General features: G+C 51.8%; 12 protein-coding genes. 3 read left to right on the top strand and 9 right to left on the bottom strand.

Annotated elements, in window-relative coordinates:
• Positions 1–3 precede the first annotated feature (3 nt).
• The gene (locus tag E5354_RS09130; RefSeq protein ID WP_135947262.1) at positions 4–1,260 is read right to left on the bottom strand and encodes a TPM domain-containing protein; all 1,257 of its coding nucleotides are present in this window, start codon (positions 1,258–1,260) and stop codon (positions 4–6) included.
• A 51-nt stretch (positions 1,261–1,311) separates the two neighbouring features.
• Positions 1,312–2,652: a dGTP triphosphohydrolase gene (gene dgt / locus E5354_RS09125; RefSeq protein ID WP_135947261.1), complete on the bottom strand. Its 1,341-nt coding sequence runs from the start codon at positions 2,650–2,652 to the stop codon at positions 1,312–1,314.
• Positions 2,653–2,849: 197 nt separating this feature from the next.
• Here dgt and E5354_RS09120 point away from each other — a divergent pair, with 197 nt between their 5' ends.
• Positions 2,850–5,099, top strand: coding sequence for a polyribonucleotide nucleotidyltransferase (locus E5354_RS09120; protein WP_135947260.1), 2,250 nt, complete (start codon positions 2,850–2,852; stop codon positions 5,097–5,099).
• A gap of 64 nt (positions 5,100–5,163) precedes the next feature.
• Here the strand turns inward: E5354_RS09120 and E5354_RS09115 are convergent, their stop codons facing one another.
• From E5354_RS09115 to E5354_RS14200, 7 genes are all read right to left on the bottom strand, one after another.
• Positions 5,164–6,615, bottom strand: coding sequence for an oligosaccharide flippase family protein (locus E5354_RS09115; protein ID WP_135947259.1), 1,452 nt, complete (start codon positions 6,613–6,615; stop codon positions 5,164–5,166).
• Positions 6,612–8,003, bottom strand: coding sequence for a peptidoglycan DD-metalloendopeptidase family protein (locus E5354_RS09110; protein ID WP_168353870.1), 1,392 nt, complete (start codon positions 8,001–8,003; stop codon positions 6,612–6,614). Before E5354_RS09110 ends, E5354_RS09115 begins: the two co-directional genes overlap by 4 nt.
• Before the next feature lie 38 nt (positions 8,004–8,041).
• Positions 8,042–8,875: a DUF4292 domain-containing protein gene (locus tag E5354_RS09105; RefSeq protein ID WP_135947257.1), complete on the bottom strand. Its 834-nt coding sequence runs from the start codon at positions 8,873–8,875 to the stop codon at positions 8,042–8,044.
• 9 nt (positions 8,876–8,884) lie between these two features.
• A complete protein-coding gene (locus tag E5354_RS09100) occupies positions 8,885–10,639 on the bottom strand; it encodes a tetratricopeptide repeat protein (protein WP_135947256.1) in 1,755 nt (584 codons plus the stop codon).
• Between the two features lie 17 nt (positions 10,640–10,656).
• Positions 10,657–11,091, bottom strand: a complete 435-nt coding sequence (gene dut / locus E5354_RS09095) for a dUTP diphosphatase (protein WP_123396528.1) — start codon at positions 11,089–11,091, stop codon at positions 10,657–10,659.
• A 194-nt stretch (positions 11,092–11,285) separates the two neighbouring features.
• Complete coding sequence (locus E5354_RS09090; protein ID WP_168184347.1) at positions 11,286–11,882, bottom strand: OmpH family outer membrane protein; 597 nt, start codon at positions 11,880–11,882, stop codon at positions 11,286–11,288.
• 37 nt (positions 11,883–11,919) lie between these two features.
• Positions 11,920–12,090: a hypothetical protein gene (locus E5354_RS14200; protein WP_168353869.1), complete on the bottom strand. Its 171-nt coding sequence runs from the start codon at positions 12,088–12,090 to the stop codon at positions 11,920–11,922.
• A gap of 172 nt (positions 12,091–12,262) precedes the next feature.
• Between E5354_RS14200 and E5354_RS09085 the strand changes: the two genes are divergently transcribed.
• Both E5354_RS09085 and E5354_RS09080 read left to right on the top strand, forming a co-directional pair.
• Complete coding sequence (locus tag E5354_RS09085) at positions 12,263–13,723, top strand: aminoacyl-histidine dipeptidase (protein ID WP_135947255.1); 1,461 nt, start codon at positions 12,263–12,265, stop codon at positions 13,721–13,723.
• A gap of 112 nt (positions 13,724–13,835) precedes the next feature.
• A complete protein-coding gene (locus tag E5354_RS09080) occupies positions 13,836–14,567 on the top strand; it encodes an N-acetylmuramidase family protein (protein ID WP_168353868.1) in 732 nt (243 codons plus the stop codon).
• Positions 14,568–14,582: the final 15 nt, after the last annotated feature.

Raw genomic sequence — 14,582 nt, 5'->3', positions numbered from 1 at the left:
ATGTCACCAGCCGCCGCTGGCACCGCCGCCACCGGTCATACCGCCGCCAAATGAACCGCCGGAGAAGCCTCCGCCACCGCCACCGAATCCACGGCCTCCGCCGCCTACAATTACCACAGGCGGCACCACTACCTTGGGAATGCTGTAGGGTATCTCGTTACGGTTGCCGCAGCTACGGCAGATGTACTCCTTGACACCCTGCCCCTCACGCCTCTCGGTGGGACGTATTACGATGCGCTGACTGCGCATCGAGCAGGCACGCGCACCGCATCGCGGACACACCGTATAGCTTGACGCATTGTTGATATAGGGCAATATGTCGGTTTCACCGCAGTGGTCACACAGCCACACATCGTAGTCAACCGAGTTAATCTGCTCTTCGATGTCCTGCTGATGGGTGAGGTACTTATTGTCGTTAGCTTCGTCGATACGATGCATCTTGTTGTGACAATTGGGGCAATTGCGATGACGCAATCTCAATCCGCGCATCGTGAGCCACAATATAAGATAGGATATGGCAGGCAGTCCAAGACCGACAAACACGAGTATCAGCGCGGGCATCTTCATCTTGTTGAGCACCTGATAACGCTCGTATCGGTCAAGACGCCTCGTCTTGAACATCTCGTAAAGGAACCACACAAACAGCACCACGGCGAGTATGGCTCCTATTGCAAGCCAACCCTTGAACAAATCGGCGCCGTCGCTACCGCCGGCACCCTCATCATTACCGTACTTCGACATCAGCTCCTCGGTGGCCCCCGGGGTCGAGGTGATTCTCGCAATCTCGGTGAGCGAGGCTATCGTTCCGTTATCGTAATCGCCGTTACGGAAATGCGGAGCCATTATGTTGCGTATTATACGGCCTGCGAGAATGTCGGGCAACACACCCTCCATGCCATATCCCGTGCGTATCACGGCCTTACGGTCGTCCTTGGCTATCAGTACGAGCATTCCGTTGTCATTGTCCTTCTTGCCTACACCCCACTTCGTAAACAGCTCGGTAGCAAACTCGTCGGGATCGCCGTCAACCGAGTTCACGGCCACCACCACAACCTCCGACGAGGTGTCGCGCCACAACCGTGAAAGCGTGGAGTCAAGAGTGGCGACAGCCGCAGGCGACAGCACGTTATCGGGATTGCTCACGTAACGCGTGCGGTTTGCTACATGCACGTTGGGTATCTCATCGACCTTGTAGGCTCCGGCAAGTCCCGACAGCACAGTCGCCACAAGGCATAACATCAATATTGCATAACGTTTCATTTCATTCTATATCTTAAATCATTAACCATAATAGGAGTGACATTGTTTACTTCACACCGCCGGCAGGCTCATGCCGTAGAGCTTACGGTAGAGGTCGAGAGCGTAGACATCGGTCATTCCCGAAATGTGGTCAAGCACGGCCTGAATCTTTCCAAACAGCGTCGGAGCCTCTATGTCATACTGCTCGGGCACCTTGCTCAACAGGAGCGACGAGTAGTTAAGCTCGGGATAACGCACGGCATGTATGAGCTTCTCCATCAGGAACGTTATGATGCGGTTACCTGCAAGTTCCACATCGACTACATCGCTCGCCCTGTATATCTTATCCCATGCAAGCGCCGAGCAACGCCTATAGCCTTCACGCTCGTGAAGCGCGATGTTGTCAAGCAACGAGCCTTCAAATTCGCCGGCAAGTATGGCGGGTTCATTGTCGACAAACGTGCGGGCACACTGCTTTACAAGAGTGCCTATGACACATGAGCGGAGGTAGCCTATCTTCTCGTTGGGATCCTCCACCTTATCCATCACATCGACCATGTGACGGCGCTTCTCTTCATCAAAAAATCCGAGAAACAGCCTGATCACTTCATCGGTGCCGACTACACGCAGCTTGTGGGCATCCTCGATGTCCATAACCTGATAGCAGATGTCGTCGGCCGCCTCCACGATGTAGACAAGCGGATGGCGTGCATAGCTCACCGCCCCGCAACCGACATCGTTACGCATCTCAAGGCCAAGCTCTTCGGCTATGCGCTTGAATGTGTCAATCTCGGTGGAGAAGAAGCCGAATTTGCTCTTGCCTCCGGCCAGACGCGACTCATAGGGGTACTTCACGACCGAAGCAAGCATCGAATAGGTCATGGCAAAGCCGCCCTTGCGCCTCCCCTTGAACTGATGGGTGAGCAACCGGAACGAGTTGGCGTTACCTTCAAAGTTGATAAGGTCGGCCCACTGCGCCTCGGTCAGTTCGTTGCGTATCTCCGCTCCGGCCCCTTCGCTGAAAAATGTCGAGATGGCCTTCTCGCCCGAATGTCCGAAAGGAGGATTTCCAAGGTCGTGGGCAAGACAGGCAGCCGACACAATCTCGCCCATTGCCTCAAGCTTGTCACACCAAGGCTCGTCGCGATACTTCATCCGAAGTTCACGGCTTATCTCGTTGGCAAGCGAGCGTCCCACCGATGCGACCTCCATTGAGTGGGTCAAACGGTTGTGAACGAATATGCTTCCAGGGAGGGGAAACACCTGTGTCTTATTCTGCAGGCGCCTGAACGGCGACGAGAACACCAACCGGTCAAAATCGCGCTGAAAGTCACTTCGCGAACCACTCTTGGGGTCATGATAATCCTCAAGTCCCAAACGCTTGTCATTGATGAGCCTGTCCCAATGCATCATATCACTGTCTTGTCATAAAATTTAAATCTAAGTTACCAAAAGTAATCCATTTTACAACAAAAATCGACTGTAAAACAATCATTTTTGCCATTATGGCGCTCACTTCCTATAAATATATGTGTGTCCTGATAGCTTTGTAAATTATTTTTAGTATCTTTGTGCGATTTTTTGTATTAGAAAAACTGACTAACATTTTTATGGCACAACCAATTAAGAAAACCATCGAGCTTGGTGATGGACGCACCATCACACTTGAAACAGGCAAGCTGGCCAAGCAAGCCGATGGAGCGGTAGAATTACGCATGGGCAATACAATGCTCCTTGCTACAGTAGTGTCGGCAAAGGAAGCCGGCGAAGGGGTCGACTTCATGCCCCTACAAGTGGAGTACAAAGAGAAATTTTCATCTAACGGCCGTTTCCCCGGCGGCTTCCTGAAGCGTGAAGGTCGCGCATCCGATTACGAGATCCTTACAGCTCGTCTTGTTGACCGTGTACTCCGTCCTCTTTTCCCCGACAATTATCATGCCGATACATTTGTCAACATCATCATGTTCTCGGCCGACGGAGTTGATATGCCCGACGCACTGGCCGGACTTGCAGCATCGGCAGCCCTTGCAGTAAGCGACATACCCTTCAACGGTCCTATTTCGGAAGTCAGAGTTGCACGCATCGACGGTGAATTTGTAATCAACCCCACATTCGAGCAGCTTGAAAAGGCCGATATGGAGCTCATGGTTGGTGCTACCTACGATAACATCATGATGGTTGAAGGCGAAATGAACGAAGTTTCAGAAGCCGACCTTCTTGCAGCCCTCAAGGCAGCTCATGACGCTATAAAGGTTCAGTGCAAGGCCCAGATGGAACTTGCCGAGGCCGTAGGCTCGACCGTAAAGCGCGAATATTGCCACGAAACCAACGATGAAGACCTGCGCAAGGATGTTCATGAAAAATGCTACGACAAGGCTTATGCCGTTGCCAAGGCAGGCAGCGCCGACAAGCACTGGCGTAACGATTCATTCGATGCAATATGCGATGAATACATCGAATCAATACCCGAGGAAGAGCGCGAAGAGAAGGCTCCTCTCGTGAAGCGTTACTATCACGATGTTGAGCGCGAGGCTGTGCGCCGTTGCATCCTCGACGAAGGCATCCGTCTTGACGGACGCAAGACAACCGAAATCCGTCCCATCTGGATTGAAACCGACTACGTTCCCGGCCCTCACGGATCGGCAGTGTTCACCCGTGGTGAAACACAGGCTCTCGCCACCGTGACACTCGGCACCAAGCTCGACGAGAAGATTCTCGACGACGTGCTCAACCAGGGCAAGGAGCGCTTCCTCCTCCACTACAACTTCCCCCCCTTCTCTACAGGTGAGGCTAAGCCCGTGCGTGGCGTAGGCCGTCGTGAAGTAGGTCACGGCAATCTCGCCCACCGTGCATTGAAGAGAATGTTCCCCGACAACTTCCCCTATGTATGCCGCATCGTGAGCGACATCCTTGAGTCAAACGGCTCGTCGTCAATGGCCACCGTTTGTGCCGGTACACTTGCCCTGCTCGATGCCGGTGTCAAGATGAAGAAGCCCGTCAGCGGTATTGCAATGGGTCTTATAACCGACACCGACGGTGCTAAGTATGCCGTACTTTCCGATATTCTCGGTGACGAGGACCACCTTGGCGACATGGACTTCAAGGTAACAGGTACCCGTGACGGTATCACCGCAACCCAGATGGACATCAAGGTCGACGGACTCTCCTACGAGGTTCTTGAGAAGGCTCTTCTCCAGGCTCGTGAAGGCCGCATGCACATCCTTGACAAAATCCAGGAAGCTATCGCCGAACCTCGCGCCGATTACAAGCCCCAGGTACCGCGCATAGTCACCATGACAATACCCAAGGACCTCATCGGTGCCGTAATAGGCCCGGGCGGAAAGATTATCCAGGGTATCCAGGAAGCAAGTGGTGCCACTGTTTCAATCGATGAAATCGACAATGCAGGTTACATCGAAGTTGCCGCCAATAACAAGGAGGCCATGGACAAGGCTCTTGAAATGATCAACGCAATCGTTGAGCTTCCCGAGGAGGGCAAAGTTTACACCGGTAAGGTGCGTTCGATACTCGACTTCGGTGCATTTGTTGAATTCATGCCCAACCGTGACGGACTGCTCCACATCTCGGAGATAAGCTGGGATCGTCTTGAAAACATGGAAGCTTCAGGCCTGCATGAAGGCGACACCGTAGAGGTGAAGCTTATCGAAATCGACAAGAAGACCGGAAAGTACCGTCTGTCGATGCGTGCCCTCCAACCCAAGCCCGAAGGCTACGTAGAGCCCCAGCGCGCACCCCGCGGACCCCGCAACAACAACGAGCGCGGCCCTCGTCGTGACGGCGATCGCCAGCAGCGTAACGACCGTGGTCCCCGTCGTAACAACAACCACCGCGAAGATTAATTTGCCATAACATAAAGTTAACTATAGCAGAAAGCGCTGTATCGGAATCGATGCAGCGCTTTTTCTATGCCGTCATCCGCCGTAACGCAACGATGGAAACAACGCATCCGGTCAAGGCTGCGGCAAGGCCGAGCAGCAACGACACATCGGTAAGATACATCGTCAGCATCACGACAAGCAGCGACACCGTCACCACCGACATTGCAGCGTAACGCAATCTCAGTCCGTATCTGACACGACACACCGTCATCACCGTCACGCAATAAACGGCATACCACAGGAAATAGGCTTTTCCGAGTGATTCTACTTCCCACATTTCGTAAAAGAGCGTATTCAACACCAAGTAGACTACAGCACTCACCGACTCACACACCACGTAGGCCTTTCCGTCACCTCGGGCAAGCATCACATAACCCATGCACCAGCTCACGCAGCGCAGCACGGTTCCAGCCATGGCCCATGTGACATACGGTAATATGGACTCAAACTCGGCAGAGTAAAGCATCTCCACAATCAATCCGCGAAACACGATGAACAGCGACACACACGGCATCGCAATCCATGACAACGTGACTATCTCGTGGTTGGCATATACGCCCAATGAACGCAACGACCCGGCACGTGACGCAAGCCGAGGATAGTACTCCATGGCAACGCCCACAAGCAACAGTCCTATATATTTGTTGACAAGAGTGAATCCCGCCTGATAGAATCCGACATCATCCACACCGCCACGGTTATTGACATAGACGATGAAGATGTACTGCGACAACAATGTCACAAATGCGGCTACCGTCATCCATGCCCCGAGGCGAAGGAAGCCGCATCCCTTTGCAACGGTTTCGCGCAATGTCACACCGCCGCTCGCAGTACCCGCTCCTTTATAACGCAACAGAAGTGCTGCGACAAGTGTCGACAGCGCATACACCCCGATCGACGGCACGATTGAATCAATTCCGAGAAAATAGAACAGAGGTACTGAAAGCAGCAACCCGCCCACCGCTCCGGCAAGTGACGCTGCGGCCAACCGCCCCAACAGACGCGAGCCTTGCAATATGGCCAACTCACCGCCTGTGACCGAACTGAAGAGCATGACCGCCGACAGCCACACAAAACCGCAGGCATGAGCATCGTCACCGAATGTAACACGGCTCAACAATGGCGACAATGCAAGCGTGAGCAATGAGCCGAAAAGACCGAGAACGGCAGCCCATCGCCTCACGACACCAATGATGCGGTGACGCATCGAAATGTCGTCGACCCCGGCAATGTCACGCACCGATGAGTCGCGCACATTCAATTGCGTGAGAGCCGACATAAGTTCAATGAATGAATTGTAGATACCGAACAGCCCCACACCTGCGGCTCCTATCCAAAGGGCCACAAGCTTGACGCGCACTACCGAACAGAGCAAAATCAAGACACGCGTTCCGCTTAGAAGCGTCATCGCACGCATCACCGATGCCGTCAACGGCCTCCGTGACCTTACTTCGGTTACTGCGTCACGCGCAATCATCTAACCCAAGCCGTGGGATTAAGTTTCTGCTTCTCCTGACGCAGCTCGAAGTGCAGAATTGAGCGATTTCCGTCGTCGGGGTCGGAATAGATCGTACCTATGGTCTGTCCCTGCTTCAGTGCGTCACCCTTCTTGACATTGATGTTGCTCAGGTTGGCATATATGGTAAGATATTTGCCGTGACGCACCATCACGATAGTGTTGTAGCCGGGAAGACGGAACACTTCCGAAACGGTGCCGTCAAACACCGCACGCGCAGTTCCTCCTGCCGGCACCTCGATGTCGATGCCGCCGTTGTCGGTAGTGACATGGGGCAAATCGGGATGCTTGTGCCGGCCAAACGGACGCACGATCTTATACTTTCCGTTGACGGGGAACAGAAGCCTGCCCTTATTGCTTTCAAAGCTTCCGGTGAGTTTGCGGCTTGTTTCGGCCATGGCGTAATTTGTAGCAGGCTTCGCTGCGGTTGATGCCGGCTTGGGTTGGGCTACAGCCTTGCGTTCAGGCTGCTCGGCCTTGGCCGGAGCCGACTTAGCCTTATCGGACTTGGAGTCCGACTTACCGTTCTTGGCAGCCGCCTTGGCCTCCTGTTCTTTCTGTTGCTGCTTCTTGCGGGCATTCTCCTCGGCAAGCAGACGCTCCTGCTCCTTACGCTTCTCCTCGGCCTGACGACGCTGCTCCTCGGCTATCAGTCGGTCAAGCTCGTTATCAAGGGCACGCGCCTGCGCCTCCTTCTGTCGCAGCACTTTCTTCAGCGATGCGCCCTCCTTCTTCAGTTTGGCAACAAGAGCCGATGTTTCATTCTGCTTTTTCTCAAGGTCGTTTCGGGCGACATTCATCCGGGTAAGCATTCCCGATTTCACGCCCTGAAGGCGAGTGAGCTCGTCACGTTGCTTCTCAAGCCGGGCCTGCACCTCCTTTATCTCATCGTTACGGCGCTTGCGCCACTTCGAGAATTCGCCCAAATAACGGAATCGCCTATAAGCCTGAGTGAATGATTCGGCCGAAAAGATAAAAGCCAGCTTATCCATCGATCCTTGCTGTGAGTTTTTTATACGCGTCACCGAACGCGCATAACTGTCGCGAAGAGCCGCAAGCTTTCCGTCAAGAGTGACAATTGAGTCATTTATGTGCTTCATCGCGCTGTCGATAGAATCAATCTGGTGATTTATCGACGCTATCGAGTCGTTCTGCTGACGAATCTCGGCCCCAAGAGTGTTCAGCGCATTCAACGTGCGTGATGTAGCCTTTGCATTTTCATCGAGTTGTTGCGAAGTCTTCTTTATGGCCTGAGCGTTGGCTTTCTGCTCCTGCTTGACGCTTGTCACACTGCGTGTGCGCTTCCGGGCCGCCGACATGTCGACCGCCGACAGAAGCATGACTATCATTAAGAAAACACTCCCGATTCTACAACACTGCTTCATGACTAATCCTGAGCTACATTCTTTATTACATCGGCCGCCTTGATGCGCTTATATCCGCGAGGCACCGTCCACTCCGACTCAATGCCCTCATTCCATCGGGCATTATCCCACTTCCATGTAATAGAAGCCTCTATCTTCTGCTTGGGATTGACAACATTGATGTCGACATCGGGCGACACAACGCCCACACCGTCAACATTGACAGGAGCCGAGTACCCGCATGAAGCGGTCAGATAGCCGTTGTTGTATCCCGCTACGAGATATTCCAGGAAGTTGTCGGCGCACACACGGTAACCGTAGCTTGCCGACGATATAGACGGAGCAAGCATTATGCTCCACGCATCACCTTCGATGAACCGCAATGCCAGGTTGCGGGTATCGGGCGACAATGTGGAACCGCCGAGAACAAACGGACGCCCCATTATCAAATCCTGCACATTGCCCACACTGAACTTAAATACGCGCGACACTTCAGCAAGGCTTTCCGACATATACACTTTCTTGGGCTTCACCATCACATGAACCGAGTCGACAGTGAGGTAAATGCGTCCCACCTCAAAGCCGAGCATGCGCAGCGATATGTCGATCGACTCGTCGTGAATCATCTTAGCCCGTCCCGATATGGAGAAACGCTGAGGCGACGACAACACGAAGCTTACAGGCACCGTGACATCGCTCCAATTGCCATAACCGTCGACAAGTGCGTCATAACGCTGAGTCAACGTGGCATTTTCAGGCAACGGCTCACCGGGCCTCAGACTTCGCTTTGAAGAGTGACAACCCGAGAATACAAGCAATGATATTATTGATAATGTGATGAAATGTGACGGCTTCATAATCGATGATTATTCATAAAAATAGGTCTTGTGCTTGACTTTGCGCTGCAGCAACTCGTTATCGGGGTCGAGGGCAAGAGCCTTCTCCCAGAACTCAAGAGCTTTCTGTGGCTCCCCGTTCATGAAGTATATGTCGCCGGCATGGTGATACAACTCCTCCGACGGCTCCTCACTGTTGGCAATCGCCTTGTCGATATAGGCCATCGCCTCGGTGTAATTCTTCTTGCGGAACATCACCCAAGCATAAGTGTCAAGCGAAGTAGCGTCGTCGGGACGCTCCTTTATAGTTCTCGCGCTCATCTCCTCGGCCTTGTCAAGGTCGCGGCCTTCAACGGCAAGATAGTAGGCGCAGTTATTAAGTGCGAGCAGATTGTCGGGGTCGATGGATATAGCCTTGTCATAGTAGACAAATGCAGAATCACGGTCGCCCTTGGCGTAATACACATCGCCCATCGACGACATAATCTGCGAAACGGCGTCATAATCGACCGAATCGGTAAGCTCCATGGCCTTGTTAAGATTGCCGAGAGCTTTGTCATACTCCTTCATGAGGTTGTAATCGGTTCCGAGCATCAAGTGTATCATCGCACTTGACGGATGGTAGCGCAATGCCGTTTCACCTTTCTCGGCCGACTTTGCATAGTCGTCGGCCTGCATGTAGAGGCTCAAGAGAGTGCGCCAACGTTCCTCGGAACTCGGATCGATGTCAAGTGCATAGCCAAGTTGCTCGGCCGCACCGGCATAATCCTCGATTGCTATAAGATAGGAGCAGTAGAGGTCATGAATGTCGACCTCATGGGGATGCTGGTCGAGCAGCGTTGCAAAGAGCTCCTGAATGCGTCCCTGCTGGCTGGGATCGTCATATAGCTCACGGATATAGCCTGTGAGCAGTTCAAGCTTGGCATCAAGTTCGAGGCTTTCACGGCTCAGGGCACGGAACACCTCCTTGTCGTAATTTACGCTGTCGCCTATTGATTTATAGAAATTGGCTCGTGAGTAGTAGGCAAGTCCCGATGTGGAGTCCAGGTCACACGCCTTGTCAAAATAGGACAAGGCCGAATCGTTGTCGGAGAACATAGCAAACACATTTCCGGCAAACACGTTGTTCTCAACGCTGTGAGGCGCCGACTTCAGCAACGAATATACCTCTTTATAGATGGATGCAGTGTCCTGCGATGAAAGGAAAGCCCTGATTTTGCTTGTGGTCAACGGAATGTTCTTACCCTGTGTCTTCTCTATGCGGTCATACACGCCTATTGCCTTGGCTATTTTGGACGAATCGCCCGAGGAGGCAAGAGCCTCGGCCAGTTTGTAGGAAATCTCCATCTTGTGGGGATATATCGAGTCGAGCGTAGTCCACACCTTCAGCGCCTCGTCACGCGAACCAAGACGGTCGTTTATGCTTCCGTACACAAAGTTGCTGTAGAAATCGGCCGGAGCTTCGTTGAAGTGTCGCTTCATCAGGTCGTAACCATTCTTAAACATTGTTGAATCATCGCCTGAGGTCATAACGGTGTAATAGCCGAGGAAAAATCCAACATCACTGTTTGACGGGTCCAGCTGATAGGCCCGTGACAACAGGTCATAGTAAGCATCCTCCTTGTCGATGGCATGTTGGCGCAAAGCCTCCATGAATATGTAGTCGGCTTTCAATTCATCGGAATTAGGCGCAACCTCGGTCTTTTTCGCCGCAGTCACGAATAGCGGCACGACAACGGCCGTCAAAGCAACCGACAATGTTATTTTACGAAACGACAGCTTCATATTTCCAATCACTCTAATCAGTTAATCCCCGTGTGTCCGAAAGCGCCATCACCGCGTGTAGTCTGGTCGAGTCGTTCAACCGGCTCCCACTCCACTCGTGTATATTCCTTTATCACCATCTGGCATATACGCTCACCGTCGTTTATCACAAACGGCTCGTCGGAAAGATTGATGACAATCGCACCTATCTCGCCACGGTAGTCCGAATCTACGGTTCCGGGAGTATTTACAAGAGAAATGCCTTTTTTAAGAGCCAGTCCCGAACGAGGTCGCATCTGACACTCATAACCGTGAGGTAACTGGATATACAATCCGGTAGGAATCAACGCCCTCTGCATAGGCTGTAGTGTCACCGGCTCTTTCAAGCATGCTCTAACATCCATTCCGGCCGACGATGGCGTTTCGTAAGCGGGCAGCTCATGGCCCGACCTGTTGATTATCTTCACCTTGATTCTCTCCATGATTCTCAATAAATAAATTGTTATGCGAAAATAGTTAAAAAGCTCCACTTTTCGGGCACTTTCAATCCATTTTTTTAATAGAACGCCCGAGCAGTCACATTGGTTTAAAATAAGCAAAGCGCGAGATCGCCATCGAAAGGCGATCCCGCGTATGCTCTTCAAATAGTCAACAGCACCTATCGTGCTTACTTTTCGCTTACCTTGTTGTAGCGTGCGTTCAAGCCCTTTATAACCTCATCGGTTATGTCGAGAGCCGGATTGAAGTATACGCCGGCATTCTTGAACAGAATAGCGTCGTAACCCTTCTTGGCATTGTAATCCTTGATGAAGGCCTCAATCGAGTCATTGAGCTGAACCTGCTGCTGAATCATCTCCTGCTCGGCTTCGCGCTGAAGGCTTGCGAGGTAGTTTTCGGCCTCGGCCTGCTTCTTGTTGAACGACTCTACATCGGCCTTATAGCTTGCCTCGCTGAGATAGCCGTTGTTGTTGACCTTCTGCTGGATTGACGAACCGAGCTTCTGGAGTTCAGCACCGCGAGTGCGCTGAGCGTTGTCGATTTTGCTGAACGAACGCAACTGAGCTTCCTTGAAATCCTTAGCCAGATTGTAGTGAGCCGCAATCGAATCGCCGTCAATGTAACGGATATTGAGAGTTACGGCAGGAGCGCTTTCTACTTTCGTTTCAGTTTTTGTAGCATCGGCAGAGCCATTATCGGAACACGACACGGCAAGAACCGCCAAAATAAGCATTAGTGACTTGGCACAAAGTGCAAAATTCTTCATTTTAAATATTGTAAGGATGTTTTTTGTTGTTGAGTAATCATTTTTTCTTCTCATCACGCAACGCACATGTCACATTTTTGTCGCGCAACGCCGGGACGTCGTGCACATGACCGGAAGGGAACCGGCCACCTTTGACAAAAAACACCTTGACGCCGAGGAGCAAAACAGCCAAAGTGACAAAAATCACAGATATTACTACGATTCTCACTGTGTAATTACGTTTTTACAGTGCAAATATAAGAAAGGAATCAGAATTTTGGTAATATCTAAATTTTATTTTGTAACTTAGAGTGCGAAATGTAAAGAATTTAACATTTTTATACATTGCAACGAGGTTTGAATACCCAATAATTAACTACATCAGTATAAATTTTTCGATTATGACAATCAAGGATCTCCAACCGGCTCTCATCTGGTCCATATTCGATGAGATAACCAAAGTTCCCCGTCCCTCTAAGAAGGAAGGAAAGATACGCGAATATCTGCTTGAGTTCGCTAAAAAGCACAATATACAGGCCAAGACCGACAAGGTGGGCAATGTCGTTATGAGCAAGCCCGCAACTCCGGGACACGAAAACGCCCCCACAGTAATACTCCAGGGCCACATGGACATGGTGTGCGAGTCAAACGACAAGAACTTCGACTTTGAGAACAACCCCATCACCACTATTATAGACGGAGAATGGATGCATGCCGACGGCACCACTCTCGGAGCCGACAACGGTATAGGCATGGCCGCCTCTCTTGCCGTCATGGCCGACAACTCGCTTGAACACGGCCCCATCGAGGCACTGTTTACAGTCGACGAGGAAACCGGAATGACCGGAGCCAACAATCTCGGCGAAAACATGATGAACGGCTCGATACTCCTCAACCTCGACTCGGAGGATGACGGTGAGATATTCATCGGTTGCGCAGGAGGCATCGACACTACCATTACATTTGAGTACAAGCGTGAGATGGCCCCCGCCGACTGCCATTGGTTCCACATCGACATAGCCAACCTCAGCGGCGGTCACTCGGGAGGTGACATCCATGAAGGACGCGCCAACTCCAACAAGCTTCTTGCTCGTTTCCTCTTCAACATCTCGAAGGAGAAGCCCATCGTGCTTAGCGAAATCAGCGGCGGCAACCTGCGTAACGCCATTCCGCGTGCAGCCCATGCAATCGTGGGTGTGCATTCGTCACGCAAAGAGGACATCATTGTGGCATTCAACCGCTATGTGGCCGATGTAGAGAACGAATACAAGACTACCGACCCCAACATGTCGCTCACCATCAAGTCGGTCGACAAGCCCGAATATGCCATCGATTCCGACACAACGACCCGCCTTATACGCGCGCTCTATGCATGTCCCCACGGTGTTATATCAATGAGCCACGACCTCGAAGGCCTTGTTGAAACTTCGACCAACCTTGCATCGGTAAAGATGCAGCCCGACTCCACCATACTCGTTACAACAAGCCAGCGCAGCTCGGTCGAGTCACGCAAACTGGACATCGCCAACCAGCTTGAGGCTCTCTTCCTGCTTGCCGGAGCAAAGGTGACTCACGGTGACGGATATCCCGGATGGGCACCCAACATGGACTCAACCATAATGAAGATAGCAAGTGACGCATACGAGGAACTCTACGGTGTAAAGCCTGCCATCAAGGCTATCCACGCAGGTCTTGAATGCGGACTTTTCCTCACCAAGTACCCGCACCTCGACATGGTGTCGTTCGGTCCCACCCTGCGCGGTGTTCACTCTCCGTCGGAGAAGATGCACATCCCGGCAGTTGAACGCTTCTGGAATCAGCTTACGCTAATATTGAAGAAGGTAGCCGAACTGAACGGCTAACGCATACAACACGCCAACAACGCCACGCGTGAACATCAACACCCGTGGCGTTGTTTTATCACCTAAAAAAATCATTTCCGTGAAACGTATGCTTGAAAAATATTTTTTGTCATTGACAAGAGCCTTACTGATACTGACACTGTTAACCTCGTGCTCACGCTCCCATGCACGAAGCTCCATACAAGCACAAAGCAGCGATTCAGCTACAGTCAAGGAAGAGGTGGAGATCATCGATCCAACCGTAATACATCGCCTTACCGACGACGACTACAAGCAAGCCGCCAACGAACTCGGAATAGATATAGCATCGATAAAAGCGGTAATCGAAATCGAGGCCGGACAGACACATCAGGGATTTTACAAGCCTAATCAGCCGATAATCAACTTCGACCTTCCAATGTTTAAGAAGTGGGCGGCGCGTCACGGAATAAAACTCGGCAAATACTCACGAAGTAACGCCGTTGTCTTCGCCCGTCCCAACGCTAAAAAATACGGCTCCTACCAGGCCGCGCAATACGAGCGCCTGAAGTCGGCGCTTTCAATCGATTCCATCGCGGCAATAGAGGGAACATTCTGGGGCATGTTCCAGATAGGTGGATTCAATTGGAAAAAATGCGGCGCCGAATCACCCGTGGACTTCGCCCGCCGAATGTCGACATCGGAGAAAGAGCAGCTTGAACTGTTTGTCAACTTCCTAAAGTCAAACAATCTCGCCAAATACCTTAAAGCCAAAAACTGGGCCGGATTTGCGTTACGTTACAACGGCCCTTCCTATGCCAAGCGCGGCTATCACACCCGCCTTGCAAAAGCCTACAGCAAGTACAAAAAACAATCTAAAAAGTAGATACAACTTGCGACA

This window comes from Muribaculum sp. NM65_B17 (genome assembly GCF_004793735.1).
In the GTDB taxonomy this organism is placed as follows: Bacteria; Bacteroidota; Bacteroidia; order Bacteroidales; family Muribaculaceae; genus Muribaculum; species Muribaculum gordoncarteri.
This window is presented reverse-complemented; position numbering and strand designations above follow the sequence as displayed.

Excerpts from the sequence above, each read along its gene's own strand:
- E5354_RS09130 (WP_135947262.1), bottom strand. The coding sequence starts at position 1,260 with ATGAAACGTTATGCAATATTGATGTTATGCCTTGTGGCGACTGTGCTG.
- dgt (WP_135947261.1), bottom strand. The coding sequence starts at position 2,652 with ATGATGCATTGGGACAGGCTCATCAATGACAAGCGTTTGGGACTTGAG.
- E5354_RS09120 (WP_135947260.1), top strand. The coding sequence starts at position 2,850 with ATGGCACAACCAATTAAGAAAACCATCGAGCTTGGTGATGGACGCACC.
- E5354_RS09115 (WP_135947259.1), bottom strand. The coding sequence starts at position 6,615 with ATGATTGCGCGTGACGCAGTAACCGAAGTAAGGTCACGGAGGCCGTTG.
- E5354_RS09110 (WP_168353870.1), bottom strand. The coding sequence starts at position 8,003 with ATGATAGTCATGCTTCTGTCGGCGGTCGACATGTCGGCGGCCCGGAAG.
- E5354_RS09105 (WP_135947257.1), bottom strand. The coding sequence starts at position 8,875 with ATGAAGCCGTCACATTTCATCACATTATCAATAATATCATTGCTTGTA.
- E5354_RS09100 (WP_135947256.1), bottom strand. The coding sequence starts at position 10,639 with ATGAAGCTGTCGTTTCGTAAAATAACATTGTCGGTTGCTTTGACGGCC.
- E5354_RS09090 (WP_168184347.1), bottom strand. The coding sequence starts at position 11,882 with ATGAAGAATTTTGCACTTTGTGCCAAGTCACTAATGCTTATTTTGGCG.
- E5354_RS09085 (WP_135947255.1), top strand. The coding sequence starts at position 12,263 with ATGACAATCAAGGATCTCCAACCGGCTCTCATCTGGTCCATATTCGAT.